The organism is Bradyrhizobium sp. UFLA05-89, from assembly GCF_059803475.1.
The window spans coordinates 81,841-108,138 of sequence record NZ_JBANBA010000018.1; the positions used below are offsets into that span (position 1 = coordinate 81,841).

Genomic DNA, 26,298 nt, shown 5'->3' on the forward strand with positions numbered 1-26,298 from the left:
CGTGATTGAATCGAGAGGCTGCGGCGTACTGGATGCCCCGGTCCAGTCTATACATCAAGCCGGGGCATGACAGAGCGAATGTGGCGACCGCACCCCCTACTTCCCGAACTCCTCCCGCATCTTGGCCTGGATCTTCGCCATGCCGCCGATCCAGCGGTCGTAGTTCTCGGTCTTCTTGCGCATGTAGCCGAGCACCTGCGCGTGGGGCAGGATCAGGAACGTCTCCTGCGCGATGCCGGCGAGCGCGTCTTTCGCGACCTGCTCGGGCGAGAGGTCGCCGTCGCCACTTTGCGGGCCTTTTGGGATCGAGCGCAGCATGTTGGTGTCGACGCCCTGCGGACAGAGGATCGAGACGCGGATGTTATGCGCCTTGTGCGAGATCGCGAGGTTTTCGGCAAAGCCGACCGCGGCATGCTTCGTCGTCGAATAAGCCGGGCTCCCGACCTGCGAGAGCAGGCCCGCGGCCGAGATCGTGTTGAGGAAATAGCCGCCGCCGCGAGCTTTCATGCGCGGGACAAGGTGCCGCGCCGCGTAGACGTGGGCCATGACGTGGATCGCCCAGCTCCGCTGCCAGGGCTCATCTGACGATCCGCCGGCGTTCACTGACAAGGGATCGAAGCCGCCGCCGATGCCGGCATTGGAGCAGAACAGCTCGATCGGGCCGAACTGCCGCTCCGTTTCCTTGATGACGTGGGCGATGTCCTTTTCCTGGGCCACGTCGCATTTGAAGGCGGCGCCGTTCACGGTCGCCGCCACCGCTCGCGCGCCGGCGGCCTCCATATCCGCGACCACGACCTTGGCCGCGCCTGCCTGATGAAACACCTCGCACAGCGCCTTGCCGATGCCATTGGCGCCGCCGGTGACGACCACGATCTTGCCGGCCACCTGCATGCGACGTCTCCTCTTATGCCGCTTATACCGCTTCTGTTCGCGCTCAGCTCAGGACGAGATTGAGCACCGCGGTATAATGGCACGCCGCGCCGGCCAAGACAAAGCCGTGCCAGATCGCGTTTTGGAAACGCAGGCGCCGCCAGGCGTGGAAGATCACCCCGAAGGAATAGAGCGCGCCGCCCGCGACCACGAACCACAGCGCCACGGTCGGCAACGCCTTGACCACGGCGTCGTAGAGCATCAGGCCGCTCCAGCCCATGGCGAGGTAAATGCCGACAGCGACCCGGTCGAACCGGCCGGGCCAGCCGAGCTTGAGCACGATGCCGAGGATCGCCACGCACCAGACACCGACGAGCAGCGCCAGCGCGAACGTGCTGTCCTTCAGTTCCAGGATGAACGGCGTGTAGGTCGCGGCGATGAGGAGATAGATCGCGGAGTGGTCGAACCGTCGCAAGATCCATTTGGCTGGCGACACTGGCCAGAGATTATAGGTCGCCGACAGCACCAGCATCGAGAGCAGGCCGGCGACGTAGATCGAGACCCCGACGATGTCGACCGTGCTGGCATTGACCGCCGCCAGCACCACCAGAACGATCGCAGCGACGATGCCCGTCAGCACGCCGATGGCATGAATGACGCCGTCGGCGATCAGCTCGGCGCGGTCATAGTCCCAGCCGATGACATCGGCCGCAGCATGGACCGAGGTGGACGCAAGTTGTTTCAATCTGAAAACGGTCATGGCAGTCCGAAGGCGACGCTGTGGCACTTTTATGTGGGTCTTTCGTGGTCGGCGAGGCGTTCAAAGGCTGGTTCACCCGAAAACGCGGTGGAAGTATGAAGCTTGATTTTCCTCAAGCAGTTGCCACTTTTGTGACTAGTCCAATTTGCCTATTCCGCCGGCACGAGAGCCCTCGCCTCCCCCATGGCATTCAGCTTCCAGGATATGGTCGAAGAGGCGCGCCTGTCGGCCCGGGCGCTTCTCGACTATGGCGAGCATTTCTTCAACCCCACCGTCCGGCTCGGCGTCACCGGCCTGTCGCGGGCGGGTAAAACCGTGTTCATCACCGCGCTGATCCATGGGCTGACGAGCGGCGGCCGCTTTCCGGTGTTCGAGGCCTTTGCCTCCGGCCGCATCGCACGAGCAAAACTCGCGCCGCAGCCCGACGATGCCGTGCCGCGCTTCGACTACGAAAGCCATCTGCGCGCGCTGACCGAGGACCGGCGCTGGCCGAACTCCACCGTCGACATCTCAGAGCTCCGCCTCGTCATCGACTACCAGCGCCAGAACGGCGCGGACCGTAACCTGACGCTTGATATCGTCGACTATCCCGGCGAATGGCTGCTCGACCTGCCGCTGCTGCAAAAGAGCTACGAGCGATGGTCGGCGGAGAGCCTGGCACTGTCGCGCGCGGCCCCGCGGGCGCATCTGGCGGCCGACTGGCACGCGCATCTGGCTAGCCTCAAGCCCGAGGCGGCCGAGGACGAGCAGGCGACGCTGACCTCGGCAAGGCTGTTCACCGAATACTTGCGTGCCTGCCGCGACGAGCGCTTTGCCATGAGCCTGTTGCCGCCCGGCCGCTTCCTGATGCCGGGCAGTCTCGCGGGCTCGCCGGCACTGACCTTTGCGCCGCTCGATGTGCCCACCGAGGGACAAGCGCCGGAAGGATCACTCTGGGCGATGATGGTGCGCCGCTACGAGGCTTACAAGGACGTCGTGGTGCGCCCCTTCTTTCGCGACCACTTTGCCCGGCTCGACCGCCAGATCGTGCTGGCCGATGCACTTGCGGCGTTCAACTCCGGACCCGATGCGCTGCATGACCTCGAAGCGGCGCTGGCCGGCATTCTGGATTGCTTCCGGATCGGACGCAGTACCTTCATCTCCAGCCTGTTCCGCCCGCGCATCGACCGCATCCTATTTGCGGCGACCAAGGCCGATCATCTGCATCATTCCAGTCACGACCGCCTCGAGGCCGTGTTGCGGCGCGCGGTCGCGCGGGCAGTCGCGCGTGCCGAAAGCACCGGCGCCGAGATCGACGTGGTGGCGCTCGCCGCCGTACGCGCGACGCGCGAGGCGCAGGTCGCACGCGGCCGCGACAGATTGCCGTCCATCCTCGGCACGCCCGCTGCCGGCGAAAGCGCCGGCGGCGAGTTTTTTGACGGCGATACAGAGGTCGCGACCTTTCCGGGCGATCTGCCACTCGATCCGGAAGCTCTGTTCAACGGCGCCGAGTCCTTTCGTGGGCTTTCGACTGCCGCTGCCGAGACGAGCGACTTCCGCTTCCTGCGCTTCCGTCCGCCAAAGCTCGAGCGCGAAGGGGCTGAGGGGCCGGCGCTGCCTCACATCCGCCTTGACCGTGCCTTGCAGTTCCTGATCGGAGACAGGTTGGAATGAACGAGCGACACCAGCAACGGCGGCCCGCGACGTTCCGGCTGGATGACCCCGACGTCGTCGTGACTGAAGCCGATGAATCCGGAAGGCTCACGCGCGCTGCGATCCAGATCACGCCCGAGCCCGATCCTCTGGCGCTGCCCGTACCGGTCGAGACACCGGTCGTGGTGCGGCGCGGCTTCCCCTGGGGCACGCTGTTCTGGTCAGGCCTTGCCGGGCTGACGCTGCTCGGTGTCGGACTTGGCGTCGTTCATCTGATCGAGGACCTGTTTGCGCGCAGCGAGAGCCTCGGCATCGTCGGTCTCGCTCTCGCCTTCGTCACCACGCTCGCACTCGCGGTCGTGATCGGACGCGAGGCGTTTGGACTTGCCCGGCTCGCGACCATCGAAAAACTGCATCAGCGCGCGACAAGCGTACTCGCCAGCGACAACCGCGCCGAGAGCCGCGTCATCGTGCAGGATCTCCTGCGCATCGCGCATCAAAACCCGCAGCTCGCACGCGCCCGCGCGACGCTGCAAAACCACACTGGTGAGATCATCGACGGCGCCGACATGATCCGCCTCGCCGAGCGCGAGCTGATGACGCCGCTGGATGCGGAAGCGCGGCGGCTGGTGTCATCGGCCGCGCAGCGGGTTTCGATCGTCACCGCGGTGAGCCCCCGCGCGCTGATCGACGTGCTGTTCGTGTTCGTGGCTTCGCTCCGCCTGATCCGCCAACTGGCGCGGCTCTATGGCGGCCGCCCCGGCGCCCTCGGCATGATCCGGCTGCTTCGCCACGTCATCGCCCATCTCGCCATCACCGGCGGCATGGCCGCGAGCGACAGTCTGGTGCAACAGATGCTCGGCCACGGGATCGCGGCAAAGCTGTCGCAGCGACTCGGCGAAGGCGTGCTCAACGGATTATTGACGGCGCGGCTCGGCCTTGCCGCCATCGACGTCACACGCCCGCTGCCGTTCGCAGCGTTGCCGCAACCGAAGCTCTCGGATCTTGCAACCGATCTGCTGCGGAAGAAAGAAGACGAGGAGTAGCTATTCTCCCCTTCCGCGCGAGCGGAGAGAGGGAGAAAAGGGCCAGCACACGCCACTGGAACAGCGGCGCGTCCTTTGGTGGAGAGAGCTCAGGCGTCCAGCCGGTGAGCTTTTCCAGTGCGTAGGTATCCATCACGAGGCCGCGCCAGCGGCGGTCGACCTGTTCGAGCGGCTCGCGCGTGACGGGCAATGAATTCCATAGCGGCAGATGATTATCGGGCTCGCGTCCGACATAGAGGCCGGCCTGTCCGCGGATCCGGTCGATGCCGGGATCGGCGAAATCCTGGAAGCGGCCGCGCTCGTTGATCTCGATGACGGGCACGCGGCCGCGGAACAGCCAGCGCAGCATGGCGTAGGTGCGGTAGTCCGTCGTCGCGATCCAGGTCGCGCCGGTCTTGTCGAGTTGCGCCTGGGCGCGGGCCGCGACCTCGTCATAGCCGGCTTCGGCGCCGATCGGATCGATCTTGCCGAGGAAATTCCAGGGCGCGATCATGTAGTAGAGAAACACGGCGACGACGAAGGCGATGCCGGTCGTGATGGCTGCGTTGGCCCAGAAGGTCGCCGACCTCGTCATCCGCTCGGACCAGCCCTCGCGCGGCAACGTCACGAGGTTGATGGACACGGCGGCGAACCCGACCGGCCACATGAACATCGGCCAGGTGTCACCGACCCGCAAGGTGAGCGATTTCCAGAGGAAGTAGAGGAACGGCACCAGCACCGCGGTCGAAAGCAGAATCGCGACCGGCTCGCGCGTGCGGTAGCCGCGCCACGCCGTCAGCGTCAGGCCGGACAGCACCACCGGCAGCATGACGAAGCCGACGAGGCCGAATTGCAGGCCGATATAGTCGCCGATGGTGCGCCAGGAGACGCCGTAATTCGCGGTCGCGCGCACGCCCTGGAAGCGGAACGAGGCCCAGTCGTGCTGCGCGTTCCAGATCAGGACCGGCGAGAACACGGCGATCGCGATCAGCACGGCGAGATAGGGATAAGGGCTGCGCAGCCAGCGCCAGCGCCAGTCTGGCACCAGCACGAACGCGACCACTGCAGGCAGGAACATGATCGCGGTGAACTTGGATAGCAGCGAGAGGCCGGCGAAAAATCCGGCCGCGAGCCACCAGCGGCCATCGCCGGACTGTGTCAGCCGCACCAGCGACCAGAACATCGCGACCGCAACGGGGATCATCGCGACGTCGGGCGCGACCTTGGACATCAGCAGCCCGTAGTAGAGCGCCGCCTCCGGCATCAACAGCGCGAACACGATCGCGCGCGCGTCGCGGGTGACACGTCGCACGATATCGGCGAGCAGGCACTGCGTGACCAACATCGCCACGATGCCGCCGAAGCGGACGCCGAGCTGGGTGTCGCCGAAGATCGCGGTGCCGAAACGGATCAGCCAGGCAATGCCTGGAGGATGGTCGAGAAAGCTGAGCGCGCCCTCCTTCGACCAGGTCCAGTAGTAAGCCTCGTCGGTGCGCAGCTCGAGCATCGAGGCGTAAACGATACGCAAAGCCGTCATCGCCGCGACCACCAACGCGGCAATGATGAGGTGCCGGCGCGCGGCGTCGTCGGGCTCGGCTGTCATGTCGGGGGCGATCGTCACGGGCGCGCTTTTCCCCGACTTGGGAGGGGGAGTCAATGCGGGGGTGTTGCCGCGTATGTCCGTGTCATGCCCCGAGTTGTAGGGTAGGCAAAGCGAACGCGCCCACCATCAAGCACCGTGCCCGGGAGCGGTGGGCACGGCGCAAGAGCGCCTTTCCCCACCCTGCAATTCCGCCTCTGCGGGCTCCATGCCGCGCAAGTTGTCGGGCACGCTGTTTTCGGCTGGAATTAAACTCTACGATAGCTGATCTAGATGACGAGCTGATACAAACCGAATCATGGCAACCGCTCTCGCACGATTTTCCGAACAGTTCCGCGGCACCGGCGTTCGCCAGGTGCGGCTCGTCTGCGGCGTCATCCTGTTTTCCTATGTGGTCAGCCACTTCCTCAATCATGCGCTCGGCAATATCTCGGTCGAGGCCATGCAGGCGGGCGTCTACTACCACGTCCTGTTCTGGCAGTTCCTGCCGGTCGCGATCCTGTTCTACACCGCGGCACTGGTGCATGCCGGGCTCGGCGTCTTCGCGCTCTATCAGCGCCGGCAGTTCCGCTGGAAGACCGTCGAGCCGCTCCAGCTCGTGCTGGGCCTCAGCATCCCGGCGCTGGTGATGGCGCATCTGATCGGCGTGCGGCTTGGCCACACCGTCTACGGTCACGAGAAGCTCTATCCGCAGGAGCTCTACCTGTTCTTCGTCGCCTCCTCCGCCCGGCTGTGGCAGATGACGATCCTGCTCATCGTCGCCTGGATCCATGGCTGCATCGGGCTCTATTTCTGGCTGCGTATGAAGCCGTTCTTTCAGCGCGCCGCGCCCTGGCTGCTCTCGGCGGCCGTGCTGATCCCGACGCTGGCGATGCTCGGCATCTACCAGGGCGGACGCAGCGTCACCGCCGACAGCGACGATGCGGACTGGCGCGCGGCCAATCTGACCCAGCGCCAGGTCGGCACCGTCGCGCAGGCCAGCACGCTTGATCGCATCACCGGCGGGCTGACCATAAGCTATCTCGGCCTGCTCGGCATCGTGCTGCTCGCGCGCGGCGTGCGGGGCTTGCGCGAGCGCCGTGGTGGCATGATCGCGCTCTCCTACGGCAACGGCAAGACGGTGCGCGTGCCAAAGGGCCTGTCCGTGCTGGAGGCGAGCCTGCGCCACAACGTGCCGCATGCCAGCGTCTGCGGCGGCCGCGCGCGCTGCTCGACCTGCCGCATCCGCGTGATCGGCGATCATGGCATCCTCCCCGAGCCGTCGCAGCGCGAGGCCTTCGTGCTTGCGCGTGTCGGCACCACCGATCCATCCATTCGCCTCGCCTGCCAGCTGCGGCCCACCTGCGATCTCTCCTTCTTCCAATTGTTCACGCCGCACACCACGGCAAGCACGGAAGGTTCAGGGCCCGCGCGGATCGGCCAGGAGCGCTATCTCGTCAGCCTGTTCGTAGACATGCGAGGCTCGACCCAGCTCGCCGAGAAGCGGCTGCCGTTCGACACTGTCTTCATCGTCAACCGCTTCCTAGGAGCGGTTTCGCAGGCCGTGATCGAGAATGGCGGCCAGCCCAACCAGTTCGTCGGCGACGGCATGCTCGCGCTGTTTGGCCTGTCGGCCAATCCGCAAACCGCCTGCCGCCAGGCGCTGCGCGCGGCTGGCAGCATCGCCAGCCACGTCGACGAGCTCAATGAGCTCCTGAGCCATGACCTGCGCCAGCCGATCCGCTTCGGCATCGGCATTCATGGCGGCGAGGTGATCATCGGCGACATCGGCTATCGCGATCACATCGTGTTCACCGCGCTCGGTGACGCCGTCAATGTCGCGGCGCGCCTGCAGGACATGACCAAGACGCTCGCCTGCGAGGCCATCGCCTCCGATGAGGTCCGCCAAACCGCGGGTCTTGCCGAGGACGCGCTGCCGCAGCAGGAGGTCGCGATCCGCGGCCGCGACGAACCGATGGTTGTACGCGTCATCGCCGATGCACGGCAGCTCGCTGGCCTCGTCGACCGCGACGAGCGCGCCGCAGCGTAAGGCCCGAACCACACGGGAAGTGAGCTCCCTCTCCCGCTTGCGGGAGAGGGTTGGGGAGAGAATATCTCCGCATCGGGACAATCCCCAAGAGGAGAGAGCCCTCACCCGGCGCTTCGCGCCGACCTCTCCCGCAAGCGGGAGAGGTGGAGTGCACCGTCGCCGCGGCTACAACTCGATTCCATCTCGCCGCCGCGTAACACCGGCCTGCTGCGATGCAGCGTCCTGCTGACGCTGCGAAAGCACGAATTGACTTCGCACCCGCCGATGCGACAGATGATCGCGAGGTCAGCGGTGATGACCGTTGGCTCAACCGAAATGCTCCGGAGGGAGACGATGATCGACAGACGCGACCTGCTCAAGGGAGCGGGACTTGCCGCAATGGCGGCCACACTGAGCTCGACCAGGGCGCTGGCAGTGGACACTGTCACCCTGCCCTTCGCCAATGGCGAGCGATCGCTGGTAAAATATCCGCAGAAGCGGTCGATGATCGGCCTGACCAGCCGGCCTCCGCAACTCGAGACACCGTTCGCGATCTTCAACGACGGCCCGCTGACGCCGAACAACGCGTTCTTCGTCCGCTATCACCTGTCGGACCTGCCCTACAATGTCGACCCCGACAAGTTCACGCTCGAGGTCAGGGGCAAGGTCGACAAGCCGCTGAAACTGTCCCTAAGAGACATCCGCAAGATGAAGGCGACCGAGATCGTCGCGGTCAACCAATGCTCCGGCAACAGCCGCGGCTTCTCTGATCCGCGCGTCGCCGGCGGCCAACTCGGCAACGGTGCGATGGGCAATGCACGCTGGCGCGGCGTGCCGCTGAAGACTCTCCTCGACATGGCCGGCGTGCAGGCCGGAGGCAAACAAGTCACCTTTGGCGGCATGGACGGCCCGGTCAGCGACAAGACGCCTGATTTCGTCAAGGCGCTCGATCTCGATCACGCAACCGACGGCGAGGTGATGCTGGCCTATGGCATGAACGGCGAGGACCTGCCGTTCCTCAACGGCTTCCCGCTGCGCCTCATCGTGCCCGGCTATTACGGCACCTACTGGGTCAAGCACCTCAACGAGATCACCGTTATCGACAATGTCTACGACGGCTTCTGGATGAAGTCGGCCTATCGCATTCCGGACACGCCCAACAATGCGATCGAGCCTGGCACGGCACCGAAGGCGACGATCCCGATCAACCGGTTCACCATCCGCTCCTTCATCACCAGCGTCGCCGACGGCGCCAAGCTGAAGGCCGGCCGCACGACATTGCGCGGCATTGCCTTCGACGGCGGCAAGGGCATCAAGGAGGTGTCGGTCTCGATCGACGGCGGGAAGACCTGGACGCAGGCCAAGCTCGGCAAGGATCTCGGCAAATACTCCTTCCGCGAATGGAAGCTGCCGGTGAAGCTCGCGGCCGGCCCGGTCGAGCTGAAGGTGCGCGCGACCAGCAATGGCGGCGAAACCCAGCCGGACACGCCGCGCTGGAACCCGGCCGGCTATTTGCGCAACGTCGTCGAAACCGTCCGCGCCACGGTCGCCTGAAGGAGAATAACGATGAACCGCACCGTTCTCCTTACGCTCACTCTCGCGGCCGGCATTGGCGCTGTAACCGCCGCCCCCATCGGCTACCAGAATCCGGACGAGGTCGCCGCCTTCAAGCCCGGGCCCAATCTCGACGTGGTCAAGAACAACTGCACGGCCTGTCACTCGGCCGATTACGTCAACACCCAGCCACCAATGGAGGACAAGAAGGGCTTCTGGCAGGCCGAAGTAACCAAGATGATCAAGGTCTATGGCGCGCCAATCGACGATACCGATGTCGGCAAGATCGTCGACTATCTCGCCGCGACCTATTGACGGGCCGCCGGCCGCCGGCCAGCCAAATGACCGCGAAACGGGCAAAATCGGCAAAAACGCCGCGAAGTTGAGCGAATTTCCGCAGAATACCGGCATGGTTTGAGCTACCAAGCCCGTAAGATTCCGGTGTATCCTGCTTCGACCGAGCCGGCCGGTTTGCGGGGACTGGCGGCTCGTGCTTGTGGAGGAAAGTCCCGCGGAGAAGACGTGATGCCCAAAGGTACGGTCAAGTGGTTCAACCCGACAAAGGGTTATGGGTTCATCCAGCCTGCGTCGGGAGGCAAGGATGTGTTCGTGCATATCTCGGCAGTGCAGAAAGCCGGTCTGTCCACCCTGAACGAAGGTCAGACGGTGGAATATGAAGAGATCGCAAACCGGGGCAAGACGTCCGCAGAAAACCTCAAAGTATAAGCCCTCCGGCATTTCGCCGCCTCCCGGATCGCATCCGGGAGCACGGGCCAAAAAAATTTTAGAAGACGGTCAAGTGCATTCGACGACAGGCGTTGCGATTGCGCGAGGGTAGGCTTTTTTTGCGCCTAGAGACCCCTGATCGACACAACCTCGATGACAATCGCGACAGCAGGATTCAGCCGACAGGCAAGGGTGCGTCGCGCTTGATCTCCTCCATCACCGCATAGGTGCGCGTCTCGCGCACGCCCGGCATCGACAGCAAGGTCTCGCCGAGAAAGCGCCGATACGCGGCCATGTCGGGAAGGCGCGCCTTCACGAGATAATCGAATCCGCCGGCAACCATGTGACATTCGAGCACCTCGGGCGCGAGCTTCACCGCGCGCGCAAACCGCTCGAAATTGTCCGGCGTGGTCTTGTCGAGCAGCACCTCGACGAACACCAGGAGGCCGAGCCCCAGGCGGTGCGGATTGAGCCGGGCGCCATAGCCTTCGACGACCCCTTCGCGCTGGAGCCGCTTCAGCCGCTCGCCGATCGAGGTCGGCGACAGGCCGATGCGCTCGGCGAGCTCGACATTGGCTATACGTCCATCCTCCTGCAAAATTGAGAGGATTCTCCGGTCGATTTTATCGATATCCATACTTATCACGGAACTTTTGCCTAGTAGCTTTATTATCTAAGGCAAAATCGCTATCTTGTCTATCGAACTACGGCAGCGTGGGGATTAGCTTGGAGGCCAGACAGGACATGCCATGCCGAACATTTCCTCCCCCTTCAGCGCGCCCTTCGCGCCCGATGATGCCGAGATAGCCGCACCGCTGTTGCGCAACGCGCACCTCGCCCCTCCCCAGGAGGCGCGGATCGACCGCACCGCTACGCGGCTGATCGAGGCTGTCCGCAAGCGTGACGACCGGCTCGGCGGGGTCGAGGACATGCTGCGCGAGTTCGCGCTCTCGACCAAGGAGGGCTTGGCGCTGATGGTGCTGGCCGAGGCCCTGCTCCGCGTGCCGGACGCCCGCACCGCCGACCAATTCATCGAGGACAAGCTCGGCGAGGGCGATTTCGTCCACCACGAAACGAAATCCAGCGCGTTCCTGGTCAACGCCTCGGCCTGGGCGCTCGGCCTCTCGGCGCGGGTGATCCAGCCGGGCGAGACGCCGGACGGCACCATCGGCCGGCTCGTGAAGCGGCTGGGCGCTCCCGCCGTGCGCGCAGCGACCCGGCAGGCGATGCGGCTGATGGGCAACCATTTCGTGCTGGGCGAGACCATCGAGCAGGCGCTGGAGCGTGCCCGGCCCCGCTCCGGCGAGCAGCCGCGCTACTCCTTCGACATGCTCGGCGAAGGCGCGCGCACCGCCTCTGACGCCAAGCGCTATTTCGACGCCTATGCGAGTGCTATCGAGACCATCGGCAAGGCAGCGGGCGAACGTCCTCTGCCTGACCGTCCCGGCATTTCCGTCAAACTCTCGGCGCTGCATCCGCGCTTCGAGGCGATCAGCCACGATCGGGTGATGGCGGAGCTGGTCCCGCAGCTCCTGGATCTGGCCCGGCGCGCCAAGGCCCATGACCTCAACTTCACCGTCGATGCCGAGGAAGCCGACCGGCTGGAGCTCTCGCTCGACGTGATCGCGGCGACGCTGGCCGATCCCTCGCTCGCCGGCTGGGACGGCTTTGGCCTCGCCATCCAGGCCTATCAGAAGCGCGCGTCCACCGTGATCGACTATGTCGATGGCCTCGCCCGCGCGCATCATCGCAAGCTGATGGTGCGGCTGGTCAAGGGCGCCTATTGGGATACCGAGATCAAGCGCGCGCAGGAGCGCGGGCTCGACGGCTATCCGGTCTTCACCCGCAAGGCGATGACGGACCTCAACTACGTCGCCTGCGCCTCGAAGCTGCTCGCATTGCGGCCGCGCATCTTCCCGCAATTTGCGACCCACAACGCGTTGACCGTTGCGACCGTGCTGGAGCTTGCCGGCGATAGCGGGGAATACGAGTTCCAGCGCCTGCACGGCATGGGCGAGGCGCTCTACGAGCAGCTCGCACAGGATCACCCAAAACTCGCCTGCCGCACCTATGCGCCAGTCGGCAGCCATCGCGACCTGCTCGCTTATCTCGTGCGCCGGCTGCTGGAGAACGGCGCCAACTCCTCCTTCGTGGCGCTGGCCGCCGACTACCGCGTGGCGATGACCGCCCTGTTGCAACGCCCCGCTGACATCATCGCCAAGCCGCAAGCAGCCCATCACCCGAAGATCCCGCTGCCGCGCGAGCTGTTCGCGCCGGAGCGGCGCAATTCACGCGGCGTTGAGTTCGGCGAGCGGGCCGCACTCGATCGCCTGCTGGCCGACATCGCGGCCGAGCCAACCGATCTCAAGCCTATCGCCGACTCCACGTCCGAGCAGACCAACGCAGCTCTCGCAGCAGCGCGCACGGGGTTTGCGGCCTGGAGCCGGACGTCCGCTGGCACCCGCGCAGCAGCGCTGGAGCAGGCCGCGCATCTCCTGGAGCAGCGGGCACCCTACTTCATCGCGCTGCTCCAGCGCGAGGGCGGCAAGACGCTGGACGACGCGCTCTCCGAGCTGCGCGAAGCCGCCGACTTCTGCCGCTACTACGCCGCGCAGGGCCGAAAGCTATTCAGCGCCGGCGAGGCGATGCCAGGCCCCACGGGCGAGAGCAATGTGCTGGCCCTGCGTGGCCGCGGCGTGTTCGTCGCGATCTCGCCGTGGAATTTTCCACTCGCGATCTTTCTCGGCCAGGTGACGGCGGCGCTGATGGCCGGCAACAGCGTGGTGGCAAAGCCCGCCGAGCAGACGCCCCGGATTGCGCGCGAGGCGGTGCGGCTGCTGCACGAGGCCGGCGTTCCCGCACATGCGCTGCAGCTCGTCACTGGCGATGGCCGGATCGGCGCCGCGCTGACCGCGCATCCCGATATCGCCGGCGTCGTGTTCACCGGCTCGACCGAGGTCGCAAGATCCATCAACCGGACGCTCGCCGCCAAGGATGGTCCCATCGTGCCGCTGATCGCGGAGACCGGCGGCATCAATGCCATGATCGCAGATGCGACCGCCCTTCCCGAACAGGTCGCCGACGACGTCGTCACCTCAGCATTTCGTTCTGCCGGCCAGCGCTGCTCGGCACTGCGGCTCCTGTTCGTGCAGGAGGACGTCGCTGACCGCATGATCGAGATGATCGCTGGCGCCGCGCGCGAGTTGAAGATCGGCAACCCCAGTGACGTTGCGACCCATATCGGACCGGTCATCGACCGCGATGCCAAGCAGCGGCTCGACGCACACATTGCCCGAATGAAGACCGAGGCGCGGCTGCATTTTGCAGGCAGCGTGCCCGAGGGCTGCTTCGTGGCGCCGCATATTTTCGAGCTCGCTGATAGCGGGCAGCTTACCGAGGAGGTGTTTGGCCCTGTCCTGCATGTCGTGCGCTACCGCGCTGAAAACCTCGAGCGCGTGCTGGCTGCGATCGAGCGCACCGGCTATGGGCTCACGCTTGGCGTCCACTCGCGCATCGACGACACAGTCGATGCCATCGTCGAACGGCTGTCGGTCGGCAATGTCTACGTCAACCGCAACATGATCGGCGCCGTGGTCGGCGTGCAGCCGTTCGGCGGCAACGGCCTGTCCGGAACCGGCCCCAAGGCCGGCGGCCCGCATTATCTGGCGCGCTTCGCCACCGAACAGACCGTCACCATCAACACCGCCGCTGCCGGCGGCAACGCTGCCCTGCTCGCGGGCGAGGAGTAGCTCCGAGCTAGCTCTGTCACCGTCACCCTGAGGCGGCCGCGAAGTGGCCCTCGAAGGGCGACGGCCCGGCTGCAGCCCGGCCGTTAATCCTTCGAGGCCTCCGCTACGCGCCTGCACCTCAGGATGACGGAACTAACAGCTGCGGCCAGCGCAGCTCTACGATGACCCGCATGCCGTTGCATCCCGCAAAAACATCAGTCAAATGATTGAATGGTTAGAACGCACGAATTCCAGCGTGCGGGAAATAAGAAGAGCGGGAGCGGCGGCACGATGCAGAAGGGCATTTTCGACGGCCTGAAGGTTTTGGATTGCGCGAGCTTCATCGCGGCGCCCGCTGCCGCGACCGTGCTGTCGGATTTCGGCGCCGACGTCATCAAGATCGAGCCGCCCGGCATGGGCGATCCTTACCGTAATCTGCCAAACCTGCCAGGCTATCCCGCAAGCGAGCACAATTTCGCCTGGCTCCTGGAGGCGCGCAACAAGAAGAGCCTCGCGCTCGACCTCACCAAGCCGGACGCGCAGGCCGTGCTCTACAAGCTGGTCGCCGAGAGCGACGTCTTCATCACCAACATGCCGCCGCAGGTGCGCTCAAGGCTCGGCATCACCTTTGACCATCTCGCGCACCTGAACGAGCGGCTGATCTACGCCTCCTTCACCGGTTACGGCGAGAAGGGCGAAGAGGCCAACAAGCCCGGCTTCGACAGCAACGCTTATTGGGCGCGCTCTGGGCTGATGGACCTCGTACGCGCCGACATTCATACCACGCCGGCCCGCTCGGTCGCCGGCATGGGCGACCACCCCTGCGCCATGGCGCTCTATAGCGCGATCGTCACCGCGCTCTACCAGCGTGAGAAGACCGGCAAGGGCGCGCATGTCGCCTCCAATCTGATGGCGAACGGCGTGTGGGCCGCGAGCGTTCTGGCGCAGGCAAAACTCTGCGGCGCCAGGTTCGGTGAGCGGCGGCCGCGCGAGCGCGCGCTGAACGCGGTGACCAATCACTACCAGTGCAAGGATGGCCGCTGGATCATCCTCTCGCTGCTGAGCGAGGATCGGCAGTGGCCGACGCTCGCCCGCTGCATGGGACGGGAGGATCTGATCGCCGACCCACGCTTTGCCACCAAGCCGGATCGCCATGCGCGCTCGGTCGAGCTGATCAGGATTTTCGACGAGGTATTCGCCACCAAAGATCTCGCCGAATGGCGTAAGATCCTCGACGGCAACGGGCTGGTGTTCGGTGTGGTCGGGATTCTCGATGACATCCCCAGTGACCAGCAGATGATCGACAACGAGGTGCTGGTGCCCTTCGAGAACGACACCATGTTGACGATCAACAGCCCGATCTGGATCGACGGTACGAGAAAGGTCCAGCCGCGCAAGCCGCCTGAAGTCGGCGAGCACAGCGACGCGATCTTGCGCCAGGCAGGATACGACGAGGCAACGATCAAGACGCTGCGCGCGTCGGGGGCGGTTGCGTAAGGGGCGACACGCCAGCGCAACGTTCACCGCTGTCGTCCCGGCGAAACCGGGACGATGTTGGCTGGGTAGTTCGCTTCCGTGGATGCATTGCTGGATTGCTTCGCTTCGCTCGCAATGACGACGCGGGACGATCTCGGTATAACGACAACCAAGCGAACCTGCGTTGCAGTGAGGTCCCATGCCCAGCTATCGCCTGCACTACTTCCCCGAATCCGGCAACAGCTACAAGCTGGCGCTGATGCTCACACTGTGCGGTGAGACCTTCGAGTCCGTTTGGACCGACTTTGCCGGCGGCGTCACACGCACTCAGGAGTGGCGACAAACGGTCAACGAGATGGGCGAGATTCCAGTGCTGGAGATCGACGGCGTGAAGATGACGCAGACTGCGCCGATCCTGCTGAAACTATCCGAGCAATATGACCGCTTCGGCGGTGCAACGGCCGAGGAGAAATTCGAGCTGCTGCGCTGGCTGTTCTGGGACAACCACAAGCTCACCGGCTACTTGGCAACCTATCGCTTCATGCGGACATTCACGCCGAATGGCGACCCGCAGGTGCTGAAACATTTCCGCCGGCGGCTCGACGACTTCCTCGGCATTCTCGATCAGCATCTCGCCCGCAGCGCGTTCGCGATCGGCGAGAAACCGACGGTCGCCGACATTTCAATGATGGCCTATCTGCATTATCCGAGCAACGAGCACGGCTACGATTTCGGAGAAAGCCATCCGGCCATCCACGCCTGGCTCGGCCGCATGGCCGCACTGCCCGCTTGGCAATCGGCATATGATCTGCTGCCCGGGAAACGGCTGACGCATTACGCGTCCTGACTGAGAGGAACTACGACCGCGCCGCGATCCAGATGAGTGCGAACACCACCGCGCCGATCACGATGGCGACCGCAACAGCCCAGGTGCTGACCCGGATGCTGCCAGTGATCTGCTTGGCTTCCTCGTTACGCGCGATTTCGCGATTGCGCTGCTTGTTGGCTTCGCTGCTGTCCGTCATCGGTCATCCAAATGTCGCTTCGATTAACGCGTCTTCACAAAGCACATGCCGATGCGGGTCGAAGTCGCAGCGGCCTGACAGGCCAGACCTTTACCACAGGTCCATGACGTAAAACTCTTGTCGGCGCCGGCCGATCCCGACGGTTGCAAATAACAATGGGCGCCCCAACCGTCCTGATATTCGGTTCCCGTAAGCTCGGCCCTGCCGCGAAGCTGCGGCCGGCTGGCGAAGCCGCGCGAGAAGTCGGGGCGCCGCCCCTCGGCGAATGCGGTCAGGATATCGCGGCGGCGAACCTGGTCGCCGAAGAAATGAGGCGAGGCCGGCACGATTGTGGACGGCTTGTCCGCGAGCCAGTCGACGCCCGGGAAATGGAAGCCGCCGATGCCGCGGGTCTGGTGGCAGCCGGCGCAGGTGATGTCGTTGAGCCGGCGCTGGAAGCCCGCAACCGAGCGGATATTCTGCAAGCCGATACCGCGCTCGGCGGCAGCCTTCAGCACGCCGACCACGTCGCTGTCGGTGACAACGCCATCGGCTTTGCCCTCGCCCTGCATCAGGCCGAATTCCGGCTGCAGCGCCGATGCATCGAGCCCCGCCGGCGTCGGCGCGATCGCGGCTCTCGCAAGGAATTTTTCCGGGATCAGCACCGTGCCGCGATCGAACTCGCTAAAATGCTCGGGGGCAAGCAGCCAGTCCCTGAAATCATGCCTGAGCGCGTCATCGCTGAGGATACGATCGCGGTCGATCTGGTTCTCCAGCGTAGACTCCTCGAAGACCCTGGTGTCCGCATTATACTTGAAAACCTTCAGGAGATAGTCGGTTCGGAATTCGTGGCGCGCCGATTTCGGCATGAATGCAATCTGGGTGTTGGTCTCGATGCGGTCGAGCATTGCATCGTCCGGAAACGAACGTTGCTCGACGAGATCCAGCGGCTTGTCGTTGGCGAGCCAGCGGCGGGCGATATCCGAGCAGGTCGTGGGCTTGCCGTTGGGGCCAACCTGCCCGTCATGCCTGGCCTTGAGGATGAAGTTGAGCGTCATCGGCAGGCGCGTAGCCGCCTTGTCGCCCTCCTGCTTTGGTTCGAAGCGCGCCAGCCGGTAGATCAGCCGGATTTCGCCGCAGGAACCCTCCGAGACATAGGCGCGGTCCATCCGGTTGACGATGCCCGCCAGCACGAAGCGCGTATCGCGGGAGTTGAGATTGGAGCGGTCGAACAGTTGAACGTCGAAGTCGTCGCCGACGCCGATGGTCTCGTCAGGCGCCTTCGCCTTGTGCCGTGCGATGTAACGCTCGAACTCGGCGTCGATGGCGGGGCGTATCTGTGCAAGCTGCGGCAACGATGAGAACAGCATGTCTGACGTGAGCGGGAAATTCGCGTTCCGCTCCGGCCACAACAGCCGTGAGATCGTCAGCACATCGTGCTGATCGAGCATGCCGAGTTGCTGCGGATCGGTGATCGCGGTGCCGCGCTCGAGGCCTGCGTTCTCCAAGGCAGGCAGCGGCAGCGCGCCGCCGCACAGCGCGACGAGGGCAACGAGAATGCGCAAAACGCGATGGCTCATGTCTCCACTAACACCGCCGCGCTCGGCCTATTCAAGCAAAAAGGCGCTTCACATCGCGGTGAAGCGCCTTTCCTCGAGTTCGGAAGCACTCGGCTTAGCGCGCGACGATCAGACCTTTGCTGGTGACGACGACCCAGCGGCCATCCTGGCGGCGGATCGCATCGATCCGGCCGAGACCCGGCACGGGGTCGCCGGCATAGACCTCATAGAGGCCCGAGCGGCCCTCGATCAGCGCGCCGCCATTGGCAACGTCGCGCAGGTGCCAACCCTCGACCGTCGGCAGCCGGCCGACCTCGGGCTTCGGCGGCGCTGCGGCCAGCGCGGCGGCCTGTGCCGAGAGGGTTTGTGGCGGCGTGGCCGGCACTGGTGCGGGCGTCGCGGCGGCGACCTGAGCCGGGGCGATCGAGCCCGTGATCTCCTTCGCAGCAGTCGTCTGCGCGGGCGCGGGAGCCTGTGCCGAGCGCAGCTTGTCTACGGCCTCGGACAGTTTTGCGAGCCTGGCAGCAGGTTCGGCCTGCGCTTTCTCGAGCTTGTCGAGGCGATCGCTGGTCTTGTTGAACTGGCCGGTCGCGGACTTCGAGGTGTGATCAAGGCCGGCCTTCAGCGCGACGACATCGGCATCGATCCGCGCGACGGAGGCTTCCAGCGCGCTGGTGTCGGCAACCGGTGCCGCTGCTTGCGTCTGATTAGGCGCAAAGTGCATGACGCCGGCGGTCGCGAGCGCGCCGCTGATCGCGCCGACAAGGGCCGCAAGCGCGACGACGGCGGCCATCGCCGAGAACCGGCGCTTGTCGCCCGTGTCCCTCGCCTCCGGCTTGACCTCCGACTGCGCGCGATCCCAGGCGTGGTCTGAGGGCGCCATGACAATCAGCTTGCCGGGCTTCAGCTCAGCCTTGGATTCGTGGAGTTTGGATTCTTGGAGCTTGGGCTCTGCGTCCGGCTTGGGCTCTTCCGGCTTGGGCTCCTCCGGATTGGACGCGTCGAGCTTGGGCACCACCAGCCTGGGTGGTTCAACCTTCGGCGCCTCGGCCTTGGGGGCATCCGGCATCGGGGCATCCGGCTTGGGCGCCTCATGGTCGGGCGCAATTGACGGGGCGTCGGCGCGCGTCTCCAAGCCGGCCTCCGACGAAAGGCCAGCCTCCGACGAAACCTCGGCGGGCTGCAGTTCAGCAGCCGGTTCGGGCATTGCTTCGCTCACGGCTCAAATACTCCAGTCAAGGTTGACCTTTTGGTAACTTTCATTGCTTGCGAAATCCTTACCCTCGGACCCGCTTACCGAAATTTTAGGAACTCATCCGGGGCCGAATTGGGCCGGGATCATGGAACCGGCGTGGCAGGCCAAGCGCAAAATTGCGTTCGGGACGAACGGACCAACCCTCGATACCCGGCCAAGGTGATGTTTGCCTGGCAGAATTCCCCGGTTAACGTGGCCTTAACTGTCCCGTCAGGCGCCAAGGACGTCCGTTTGCGATGGCAAAGCACCTTGCGGACCTGGCTTTCGCCACGACGACGTTGGAGAGAGCCCGCCGCGCTCGTCCAACTCCATCACATCACCACCGGCTCGTCCGGCAGCTCGTTGGGATGCGGGCCTTGCGGCGGGAAATGCTTGGCCAGTTCACGCGACACCGCTTCGATGCCCTTGATCACGCCATGCTCGAAACGGCCGTTGCTGAAGTCAGCCTCCATGTCGCGGCAGATGTTTTCCCAACCCGCAGCGCCGACCTTTGCATCGATGCCGCGGTCGGCGACGATCTCGACGTCGCGGTCGGCGAGCAGGAGGTAGATCAGGACGCCGTTGTTGTGCGCGGTGTCCCAGATCCTCAGATGGGAAAAGACGTCGAGCGCGCGCTCGCGCGCCGGCTGGTTGCGGAACAGCGGCCTGCCGTCAAGCGCCCCTTCGACGACGAAGCGGACCTGGCCAGAGTGCGTGGTCTCGCTTGTCTTGATCGCCTGCTCGATCCGGTCGAGCACTTGCGGCGTGAACACCTGTTTGGCACGCCAATGGTGCTGCAGGAGATGCTTGGTGATGCGCTTGATGCTCATGACCTACCAGCTCCCCGACGCACCGCCGCCACCAAAACTGCCACCGCCGCCGCTGAAACTGCCGCTGTCGCTCGATGAGCCACTGCTCCAGCCGCCCCCCGAGGAACCGCCCGACCAGGAGCCGCCGCGCGAATAGCGTCTCCCCGGACCGGACGTCGGAGCGAGATCAGCGATGAACGCCAGGATGAAGGCGATGGCGCCGACGCCGATCGCGAGGGCCACCGAGCCGATCATGAACCAGGCCACTGCCGCAAGCACCCCGCCGGTCGCAACCGAGCCAAGCAGTCGGCCGAAGATCGTGCGCAGGATGCCGCCGACGAACAGTGAGGCAAACAGGGCGAAGGGAGCGACGGGCCCGAGATCGTTCAAGTCGCTGGCAAAGCTCGTGCTGCGCTGAGGCGCCGGCAACGGCTCACCGTCGATCACGCGCATCATGCGATCGACGCCATCGGAGATGCCACCGGCGAAGTCGCCGCTTCTGAATTTTGGCGTGATGACCTCGTCAATGATCCGTCGCGAGGTCACGTCAGTGAGCGCGCCTTCGAGCCCATAGCCAACCTCGATGCGCAGGTGGCGGTCGTTCTTGGCGACGAGCAGGATTGCGCCGTCGTCGATCTTCTTGCGGCCGATCTTCCAGGCGTCTGCGACGCGGATCGAGTACTGCTCGATCGTCTCCGGCTGCGTGGTCGGCACGATCAGGACGGCGATCTGGCTGCCCTTGCGGTTCTCGTAGTCTCGCAAGCGCGAGGTCAACGTTGCGACATCGCCGCTCGACAGCGTCCCGGTTTGGTCGACGACGCGCCCCGTAAGCTGCGGCACAGCGACGTCGGCTACGGCCGCGAAGGCCCAACTGAACAGCAACGCAAGCAGGAAGGCACCGCGCGGTGCGACGGCAGAACAGGCGCGCAACAAGCTCGCTGTCATCGCCCGGCTTGACCGGGCGATCCAGTAGCCCGGAGACGCCGGCGAGATGCGGAGAGCTCGCGGCGTACTGGATTCCCCGCTTTCGCGGGGAATGACGGCGGTGGGTGTGGCGCGCATTGGTGGCCCAACGCGCTATTTCGACGGCGCAGGCGCCGGGTTGAAATCGACCTTCGGCGCGGTCGAGATCTCCTTCTCGTTCTCCACGCTGAAATTCGGCTTCTCCTTGTAGCTGAACATCATCGCAGTGAGGTTGGTCGGGAAGGAGCGGATGGTGACGTTGTAATCCTGCACCGCCTTGATGTAGCGGTTGCGCGCCACCGTGATGCGATTCTCGGTGCCCTCGAGCTGGGACATCAGGTCCTTGAACAGCGCATCCGATTTGAGCTGCGGATAGTTCTCGGTGACGACGAGCAGACGCGACAGCGCGCTGGAAAGCTCGCCCTGGGCGGCCTGGAATTTCTGGAACGCGGCGGGATCGTTGAGCACCTCGGGCGTTGCCTGGATGCTGCCGACCTTGGCGCGCGCATTGGTGACCCCAAGCAGAACATCCTTCTCCTGCTGGGCAAAGCCCTTCACCGAATTGACGAGATTGGGCACGAGATCGGCGCGGCGCTGATACTGATTTACCACCTCCGACCAGTTGGCCTTGATCTGCTCGTCCTGGCCCTGGATCGCGTTGTAGCCGCAATTGGTCAGGCTGAGGCAGGCGAACGCCGCCAGCACTGTCAGGATCTTGCGCATGAAATTTCTCCCGGTGGAATCGAGAGCCTAGATATCAGATTGCGCTCGCGGAGGACATGCTGATGGAGCTGGCGGCGGGAGGTGTCGAGCCGCAGCCCGGATGGAGCACAGCGCAATCAGGGAAAAGCAATCACGGACGGACCCGGATTTCGCTTCGCTCCATCCGGGCTACTGCTGGTGCCACATATTCGCGCGACGAGCGCGAGCGCTCCAGCGGGGGTCCCGGGCTCGCGCTTCGCGCGCCCCGGGAGGAGTTGGGGCTGTGGCGACAGCCGAGGTAAAATGTGACGTTGCGCCTACGCTCCCGCCTTCGCGTCCCGGATCGCCTGCCAGATCTTTTGCGGGGTCAACGGCGTGTTGAGCTGGGTGATACCGAGCTCGGCGAGCGCATCCATCACGCCGTTGGTGACGCAGGGCGGGCCGCCGATGGCGCCGGATTCGCCGCAGCCCTTGGCGCCGAGCGGGTTGGTGCGGCAGGGCGCGGAGTCGTCGAGCGTCACCTCGATCGGCGGCACGTCGTCGGCGCGCGGGATGCAATAGTCCTGGTAGCTTGCGGTCAGGAGCTGGCCTTCGGCATCATAGGCCACGCCCTCATAGAGCGCCTGGCCTATGCCTTGCGCGACACCGCCATGGATCTGGCCGGTGACCAGCATCGGGTTCACCGCGACGCCGACGTCGTCGACCGTGGTGTAACGCACGACGCGGGACACGCCGGTTTCCGGATCGATCTCGACCTCGCAGACATGCGTGCCGTTCGGCCAACTCGGACCGTCGACCTCGCCTTCGGAATCGACGCTGAGCTTCGCGCCGCTCTCCTTCTCCGCGATCTCGAACAGGCTGATGCGGCGGTCGGTGCCGACAACGGCGAGCATGCCGCCCTGATACTCGATGTCCTCGACCGAGGTCTCCAGTACGTTCGACGCCTTCTCGCGCGCCTTCTGGATCAGGTCGCTCGAGGAGACCGCCACCGCCGTGCCGCCGACAAACAGCGAGCGCGAGCCAACGCTGCCGAAGCCGGTCGCGAGATCGGTATCGCCCTGCACCACGTCGATCTTGTCGAGGGGAATGCCGAGCGTGTCGGAGATCATCTGGGTGTAGGTGGTCTGCAATCCCTGCCCCATCGCCATGGTGCCGGAATGCAGGATGATGCGGCCCTGCGAGGTCGCGTGCAGGCTGACCTTCTCGGTGTGCGCGCGTCCACCGGTCCATTCGATGTAGGAGGTCAGCCCCCGGCCATAGAGCAGGCCCTTCTTCTTCGCGGCGCGCTTGCGCGCGGCAAAACCATCCCAATCGGCAAGCTTAGCAGCACGGTCGAGCATGTGTGCAAAGGCGCCGGAATCGTAGACCTGGCCCGCAGCGTTGGTGTAGGGAAGCTGCGCCGGCTTGATGAAGTTCGCTTTGCGGATCGCGCGGGGATCCATGCCGATTTTTCGCGCCGCAGCGTCGAACAGACGCTCGACGATGAATACCGCCTCCGGCCGGCCCGCTCCGCGATAGGCGCCGACCGGTGCGGTGTGTGTCATCACCGTCTTGATCTCGAAATGCACAAGCGGCAGATCATAGACGCCAGTCTGCACGAAAGGCCCAAGCACCAGCGGGATGATGTTGGCGGCTCCTGAGGAGTAGGCGCCGGTGCAGCCGATCGACTTGACGCGATAGGCGAGCACCTTGCCCTTCTCGTCGAGCGCAAAAGAGGCGGTCGAGGTGAGATCGCGGCCATGGGTGCCGCCGACGAACTCGTCGGTGCGGTCGCCGCGCCAGCGGATCTTTTTGTTCAGCTTGGTCGTGGCATAGGCAACGATGCCGTCCTCCGGATAGAGGTTGGTCTTCTGGCCAAAGCCGCCGCCGATGTCGCCGACCAGCACGCGCACGCTCTCGATCGGCCGCTTCAGCACCGCGCCCGCGAGCACGTCGCGGGTCGAGGCTGGCGTCTGCGACTGCACGTGCAGGAGAAGCCGGCCGGACTTCTTCTCGATTTCGGCAATGGTCGAGCGCGGCTCCATCGCAGACGGCACGAGCCGCTGGCTGACGAGATCGAGATCGACCACATGCGCGGCCTTGGCGAAGGCCTCATCCACCTTGACGGCGTCGCCGTAGGCCATCGCCCCGACAATGTTATCGGGCGCCTCCAGCCACACCACAGGCGCACCTGGCTTGACCGCCTCGACGGGATCGACGACCGCAGGCTGCACGTCGTAGTCGACGACGATCGCTTCGGCCGCGCTCTGCGCCAGAACGCGCGAAGTGGCGACCACGGCCGCAACGGCCTCGCCAGCATAGCGCACGATCTCATGAGCGAGCAGGCGCCGCGGCGGCACCGTCATCGGCTTGCCGTCGGGGCGCTTGAAGATGTTGAGCGTGGGGATCTCGCCAATGTTGTCCTTGATCAGATCGGCGCCGGTGTAGATCGCGGTCACACCAGGCATCGCCGTAGCCGCGCTGGTGTCGATCGACGCGATCTTCGCGTGGGCATGCGGCGAGCGCAGCACATGCAGCCACAGCGCGCCGTCCTCCGGCTTGTCGTCGATGAACTGTCCCTTCCCGGTGAGTAGCCTCTGATCTTCCAAACGCTTGACGGGCTTGCCCGCCCCGAAACGCAAATTACCGGGAAGAAAGTTCATTCCGCTTGTCCTCTAGGCCTCAAAGTGCGGCCGCCTTTTAGCGGATCGAGGCAAACGAGGCCAGCCGACGTTTTGTGCGGGCAGGACCCGCAAATTCGTCATGCCACGAGCTTGGCAACCGCGGATGGAAGTTAGCCGACCTCTCGCAACGCCGCCTCGACGGCCTTGCGCTGCTCGGGCGAAAGAGCCGCTTGTGGCGGAATGGGGTCGCCGACGTCGTAGCCCTGGATCGTCAGCCCTGCCTTGATGCAGGCGGCGAGGTTGAAGCGAGCAAAAGCCTCGTTGATGCGCCATAGCTTGCGCTGAAGCGCCATGGCTGCATCCCAGCGTCCCTCCTTGCAGAGATCGTAGAGCGCGACGCTCTGGCGCGGGATGATGCAGGCCGGACCCGCCATCCAGCCGAGGCCGCCGATCAGCATCACCGCGGCTGGAATATGTGCGGAAGCCGAGAACACGCGGATCTTGTCGCCGCAGCGATTCATGATCGACAGCAGCCGGCCGGTGTTGGTCGAGGCGTCCTTGATGTAACCGATGCGCGGGTGCTCGGCGAGACGCGCGATGACGTCGAGCGTCAGGTCGGAGCGCTGGAATTGCGGGTTGGTGTAGATGACGACGGGAATGTCCACGGCATCCGCAATGCTGCGGAAATAGGATTCGACCTGTGCGTCGGCGAGCGGGAAGTACGCCTCCAGAATTGCCAGAATGCCGTCGGCGCCGAGCTTCTGGTACGCCTTCGCCTGCACGACCGCATCGGCGGTCGAGGTCGAGGCGACACCGGCCACCACGGGCACACGGCCCTTCGCGGTCTCGATCGTGGTCTGCACGATACTCGCGCGCTGTGCGGCGTCGAGATAGGCGAACTCGCCGGTCGAGCCGAGCGGCGTCAGCCCATGCACGCCGGCACCGATCAGATCGTCGCAGAGCCGGGCGAGCACGCCGGTGCGCACGGTGCCGTCCGCGTCGACCGGCGAAACGAGATAGGGGAAGACACCGTGAAAATCGGGCATGTCGGGCAACCGTGCGGCAGGTCGGGCGTTGCGGGGCCGCCCGTATGGTTTCGCGGGTGCTAACATGCCCCCGTGAGGCCGACAAGCAAGCCGGCGAGTGAACGCACTTGCCGCGTGATCGTGATGAGGCGGTTCGATTCCGCGGAGATTGACCAGACCGTGAGCGAGATCGCGGCCTACGGCACCGCACTCGATGTAGAGGACGCGATCTTCAGGAAACGCGAGGGGCTGCCAGCTTTCGGCTGGCACGTTGCGCACTGACGAGTGCGGCAATCAGCAAACGCTGCGGCCTAATCTTACTGAGTCAGAAATCCACGGACCAAGCTGGGTGAGAATCGCATATTGAAGGAGATTCAACGCGAGATCGAGGATCTGAGATGGGTCGCCGAGGAAAGGGAACCAGCGAGACACGATTTGCGGCGTACGTCGACGGTCTTGTTGGCGTGATCGGACATGCTGATCGAGGGCGGCCGCTTCGGGATTATTGCACCGGGCTGTTGTTGCCCTGCGAACGCAAGAGTGTAGAGCCGATGGCGGCAGTGACGGCGCCGGAGCGGACGGCGGCCCAGCACCAATCGCTGCTGCACTTTGTCGGCGAGGGACGGTGGTCGGATGAGAAGGTTCTGTCCAAGGTGCGCGAGATGGTGCTGCCTGCCATCGAGCGTGCCGGGCCGATCGAAGCTTGGATCATCGACGACACCGCCTTTTCCAAGAAGGGAACGCATTCTGTGGGCGTAGCGCGGCAGTATTGCGGACAGCTTGGCAAGCAGGACAATTGTCAGGTCGCGGTGTCGCTGTCGGTCGCCAATCATCATGCCAGCCTGCCGGTGGCCTATCGGCTGTACTTGCCGGAGGCATGGGCCTCCGACGCTGCCCGCCGCAAGAAGGCTGGGGTGCCCGATCAGATCGACTTTCAGACCAAGATCGAGATCGCGCTCGATCAAATCCGCGCCGCCTGCACCGCGGGCTTGCCACGTGGCGTCGTGTTGATTGATGCTG

23 protein-coding genes are annotated in these 26,298 nt (G+C 64.8%); 11 read left to right on the plus strand and 12 right to left on the minus strand.

From position 1 onward, the window contains the following. Positions 1-96: 96 nt before the first annotated feature. Together SO139_RS12575 and trhA are read right to left on the minus strand one after the other, a co-directional pair. The gene (locus SO139_RS12575) at positions 97-891 is read right to left on the minus strand and encodes an SDR family oxidoreductase (protein WP_498540139.1); all 795 of its coding nucleotides are present in this window, start codon (positions 889-891) and stop codon (positions 97-99) included. Between the two features lie 43 nt (positions 892-934). Continuing rightward, the gene (gene trhA, locus SO139_RS12580) at positions 935-1,630 is read right to left on the minus strand and encodes a PAQR family membrane homeostasis protein TrhA (protein WP_449380936.1); all 696 of its coding nucleotides are present in this window, start codon (positions 1,628-1,630) and stop codon (positions 935-937) included. 183 nt (positions 1,631-1,813) lie between these two features. Here trhA and SO139_RS12585 point away from each other — a divergent pair, with 183 nt between their 5' ends. Together SO139_RS12585 and SO139_RS12590 are read left to right on the plus strand one after the other, a co-directional pair. Next, positions 1,814-3,283: a YcjX family GTP-binding protein gene (locus tag SO139_RS12585; RefSeq protein ID WP_498540140.1), complete on the plus strand. Its 1,470-nt coding sequence runs from the start codon at positions 1,814-1,816 to the stop codon at positions 3,281-3,283. Then, positions 3,280-4,308, plus strand: coding sequence for a YcjF family protein (locus SO139_RS12590; RefSeq protein WP_449380934.1), 1,029 nt, complete (start codon positions 3,280-3,282; stop codon positions 4,306-4,308). The genes SO139_RS12585 and SO139_RS12590 overlap by 4 nt, the downstream gene beginning before the upstream one ends. Here SO139_RS12590 and SO139_RS12595 read toward each other — a convergent pair. Continuing rightward, positions 4,217-5,890, minus strand: coding sequence for a glycosyltransferase family 39 protein (locus SO139_RS12595; protein ID WP_498540146.1), 1,674 nt, complete (start codon positions 5,888-5,890; stop codon positions 4,217-4,219). The two genes, SO139_RS12590 and SO139_RS12595, sit on opposite strands and share 92 nt — an antisense overlap. Positions 5,891-6,185: 295 nt before the next feature. Here SO139_RS12595 and SO139_RS12600 point away from each other — a divergent pair, with 295 nt between their 5' ends. The 4 genes from SO139_RS12600 to SO139_RS12615 all read left to right on the plus strand — a co-directional run bounded on the left by SO139_RS12600 (position 6,186) and on the right by SO139_RS12615 (position 10,175). Further along, on the plus strand, positions 6,186-7,916 hold the full coding sequence (locus SO139_RS12600; protein WP_449380933.1) for an adenylate/guanylate cyclase domain-containing protein: 1,731 nt from the start codon (positions 6,186-6,188) through the stop codon (positions 7,914-7,916). Between the two features lie 333 nt (positions 7,917-8,249). Beyond that, complete coding sequence (gene sorA / locus SO139_RS12605) at positions 8,250-9,449, plus strand: SorA family sulfite dehydrogenase catalytic subunit (RefSeq protein WP_449380932.1); 1,200 nt, start codon at positions 8,250-8,252, stop codon at positions 9,447-9,449. A gap of 12 nt (positions 9,450-9,461) precedes the next feature. Beyond that, positions 9,462-9,764, plus strand: a complete 303-nt coding sequence (sorB, locus tag SO139_RS12610; protein WP_449380931.1) for a SorB family sulfite dehydrogenase c-type cytochrome subunit — start codon at positions 9,462-9,464, stop codon at positions 9,762-9,764. A 210-nt stretch (positions 9,765-9,974) separates the two neighbouring features. After that, positions 9,975-10,175, plus strand: a complete 201-nt coding sequence (locus tag SO139_RS12615) for a cold-shock protein (RefSeq protein WP_027527932.1) — start codon at positions 9,975-9,977, stop codon at positions 10,173-10,175. 175 nt (positions 10,176-10,350) lie between these two features. Here SO139_RS12615 and SO139_RS12620 read toward each other — a convergent pair whose 3' ends face one another. Next, positions 10,351-10,812: an Lrp/AsnC ligand binding domain-containing protein gene (locus SO139_RS12620; RefSeq protein WP_449380930.1), complete on the minus strand. Its 462-nt coding sequence runs from the start codon at positions 10,810-10,812 to the stop codon at positions 10,351-10,353. A 112-nt stretch (positions 10,813-10,924) separates the two neighbouring features. Between SO139_RS12620 and putA the strand changes: the two genes are divergently transcribed. From putA to SO139_RS12635, 3 genes are all read left to right on the plus strand, one after another. After that, positions 10,925-13,924, plus strand: coding sequence for a bifunctional proline dehydrogenase/L-glutamate gamma-semialdehyde dehydrogenase PutA (gene putA, locus SO139_RS12625; RefSeq protein ID WP_498540141.1), 3,000 nt, complete (start codon positions 10,925-10,927; stop codon positions 13,922-13,924). Positions 13,925-14,194: 270 nt separating this feature from the next. Next, positions 14,195-15,400: a CaiB/BaiF CoA transferase family protein gene (locus tag SO139_RS12630; RefSeq protein ID WP_449380928.1), complete on the plus strand. Its 1,206-nt coding sequence runs from the start codon at positions 14,195-14,197 to the stop codon at positions 15,398-15,400. 178 nt (positions 15,401-15,578) lie between these two features. Continuing rightward, a complete protein-coding gene (locus SO139_RS12635) occupies positions 15,579-16,226 on the plus strand; it encodes a glutathione S-transferase family protein (protein ID WP_449380927.1) in 648 nt (215 codons plus the stop codon). 10 nt (positions 16,227-16,236) lie between these two features. Here the strand turns inward: SO139_RS12635 and SO139_RS12640 are convergent, their stop codons facing one another. The 8 genes from SO139_RS12640 to SO139_RS12675 all read right to left on the minus strand — a co-directional run bounded on the left by SO139_RS12640 (position 16,237) and on the right by SO139_RS12675 (position 25,299). Continuing rightward, a complete protein-coding gene (locus SO139_RS12640; protein ID WP_449380926.1) occupies positions 16,237-16,404 on the minus strand; it encodes a hypothetical protein in 168 nt (55 codons plus the stop codon). Positions 16,405-16,427: 23 nt separating this feature from the next. After that, the gene (locus SO139_RS12645; protein ID WP_498540142.1) at positions 16,428-17,963 is read right to left on the minus strand and encodes a hypothetical protein; all 1,536 of its coding nucleotides are present in this window, start codon (positions 17,961-17,963) and stop codon (positions 16,428-16,430) included. 94 nt (positions 17,964-18,057) lie between these two features. After that, complete coding sequence (locus SO139_RS12650) at positions 18,058-19,149, minus strand: hypothetical protein (protein ID WP_498540147.1); 1,092 nt, start codon at positions 19,147-19,149, stop codon at positions 18,058-18,060. A gap of 359 nt (positions 19,150-19,508) precedes the next feature. After that, on the minus strand, positions 19,509-20,006 hold the full coding sequence (locus tag SO139_RS12655; protein ID WP_449380924.1) for a TPM domain-containing protein: 498 nt from the start codon (positions 20,004-20,006) through the stop codon (positions 19,509-19,511). A gap of 3 nt (positions 20,007-20,009) precedes the next feature. Continuing rightward, entirely contained in the window at positions 20,010-20,930 is a 921-nt protein-coding gene (locus SO139_RS12660; protein WP_449380923.1) for a TPM domain-containing protein, read from the minus strand. Positions 20,931-21,062: 132 nt separating this feature from the next. Next, positions 21,063-21,671 (minus strand): LemA family protein, encoded by a 609-nt coding sequence (locus tag SO139_RS12665; RefSeq protein ID WP_449380922.1) that lies wholly within the window; start codon positions 21,669-21,671, stop codon positions 21,063-21,065. A gap of 296 nt (positions 21,672-21,967) precedes the next feature. After that, positions 21,968-24,292, minus strand: coding sequence for a xanthine dehydrogenase family protein molybdopterin-binding subunit (locus SO139_RS12670; protein ID WP_498540143.1), 2,325 nt, complete (start codon positions 24,290-24,292; stop codon positions 21,968-21,970). A gap of 131 nt (positions 24,293-24,423) precedes the next feature. Then, the gene (locus SO139_RS12675) at positions 24,424-25,299 is read right to left on the minus strand and encodes a dihydrodipicolinate synthase family protein (protein WP_449380920.1); all 876 of its coding nucleotides are present in this window, start codon (positions 25,297-25,299) and stop codon (positions 24,424-24,426) included. A 123-nt stretch (positions 25,300-25,422) separates the two neighbouring features. Here SO139_RS12675 and SO139_RS12680 point away from each other — a divergent pair, with 123 nt between their 5' ends. After that, positions 25,423-25,560, plus strand: coding sequence for a YbjQ family protein (locus tag SO139_RS12680; RefSeq protein WP_449380919.1), 138 nt, complete (start codon positions 25,423-25,425; stop codon positions 25,558-25,560). A gap of 116 nt (positions 25,561-25,676) precedes the next feature. Then, positions 25,677-26,298, plus strand: a 622-nt coding sequence (locus tag SO139_RS12685) for an IS701 family transposase (protein ID WP_498540144.1), incomplete at its 3' end; no start/stop codon positions are given.

Excerpts from the sequence above, each read along its gene's own strand:
- SO139_RS12575 (WP_498540139.1), bottom strand. The coding sequence starts at position 891 with ATGCAGGTGGCCGGCAAGATCGTGGTCGTCACCGGCGGCGCCAATGGC.
- trhA (WP_449380936.1), bottom strand. The coding sequence starts at position 1,630 with ATGACCGTTTTCAGATTGAAACAACTTGCGTCCACCTCGGTCCATGCT.
- SO139_RS12585 (WP_498540140.1), top strand. The coding sequence starts at position 1,814 with ATGGCATTCAGCTTCCAGGATATGGTCGAAGAGGCGCGCCTGTCGGCC.
- SO139_RS12590 (WP_449380934.1), top strand. The coding sequence starts at position 3,280 with ATGAACGAGCGACACCAGCAACGGCGGCCCGCGACGTTCCGGCTGGAT.
- SO139_RS12595 (WP_498540146.1), bottom strand. The coding sequence starts at position 5,890 with ATGACAGCCGAGCCCGACGACGCCGCGCGCCGGCACCTCATCATTGCC.
- SO139_RS12600 (WP_449380933.1), top strand. The coding sequence starts at position 6,186 with ATGGCAACCGCTCTCGCACGATTTTCCGAACAGTTCCGCGGCACCGGC.
- sorA (WP_449380932.1), top strand. The coding sequence starts at position 8,250 with ATGATCGACAGACGCGACCTGCTCAAGGGAGCGGGACTTGCCGCAATG.
- sorB (WP_449380931.1), top strand. The coding sequence starts at position 9,462 with ATGAACCGCACCGTTCTCCTTACGCTCACTCTCGCGGCCGGCATTGGC.
- SO139_RS12615 (WP_027527932.1), top strand. The coding sequence starts at position 9,975 with ATGCCCAAAGGTACGGTCAAGTGGTTCAACCCGACAAAGGGTTATGGG.
- SO139_RS12620 (WP_449380930.1), bottom strand. The coding sequence starts at position 10,812 with ATGGATATCGATAAAATCGACCGGAGAATCCTCTCAATTTTGCAGGAG.
- putA (WP_498540141.1), top strand. The coding sequence starts at position 10,925 with ATGCCGAACATTTCCTCCCCCTTCAGCGCGCCCTTCGCGCCCGATGAT.
- SO139_RS12630 (WP_449380928.1), top strand. The coding sequence starts at position 14,195 with ATGCAGAAGGGCATTTTCGACGGCCTGAAGGTTTTGGATTGCGCGAGC.
- SO139_RS12635 (WP_449380927.1), top strand. The coding sequence starts at position 15,579 with ATGCCCAGCTATCGCCTGCACTACTTCCCCGAATCCGGCAACAGCTAC.
- SO139_RS12640 (WP_449380926.1), bottom strand. The coding sequence starts at position 16,404 with ATGACGGACAGCAGCGAAGCCAACAAGCAGCGCAATCGCGAAATCGCG.
- SO139_RS12645 (WP_498540142.1), bottom strand. The coding sequence starts at position 17,963 with ATGAGCCATCGCGTTTTGCGCATTCTCGTTGCCCTCGTCGCGCTGTGC.
- SO139_RS12650 (WP_498540147.1), bottom strand. The coding sequence starts at position 19,149 with ATGCCCGAACCGGCTGCTGAACTGCAGCCCGCCGAGGTTTCGTCGGAG.
- SO139_RS12655 (WP_449380924.1), bottom strand. The coding sequence starts at position 20,006 with ATGAGCATCAAGCGCATCACCAAGCATCTCCTGCAGCACCATTGGCGT.
- SO139_RS12660 (WP_449380923.1), bottom strand. The coding sequence starts at position 20,930 with ATGACAGCGAGCTTGTTGCGCGCCTGTTCTGCCGTCGCACCGCGCGGT.
- SO139_RS12665 (WP_449380922.1), bottom strand. The coding sequence starts at position 21,671 with ATGCGCAAGATCCTGACAGTGCTGGCGGCGTTCGCCTGCCTCAGCCTG.
- SO139_RS12670 (WP_498540143.1), bottom strand. The coding sequence starts at position 24,292 with ATGAACTTTCTTCCCGGTAATTTGCGTTTCGGGGCGGGCAAGCCCGTC.
- SO139_RS12675 (WP_449380920.1), bottom strand. The coding sequence starts at position 25,299 with ATGCCCGATTTTCACGGTGTCTTCCCCTATCTCGTTTCGCCGGTCGAC.
- SO139_RS12680 (WP_449380919.1), top strand. The coding sequence starts at position 25,423 with ATGAGGCGGTTCGATTCCGCGGAGATTGACCAGACCGTGAGCGAGATC.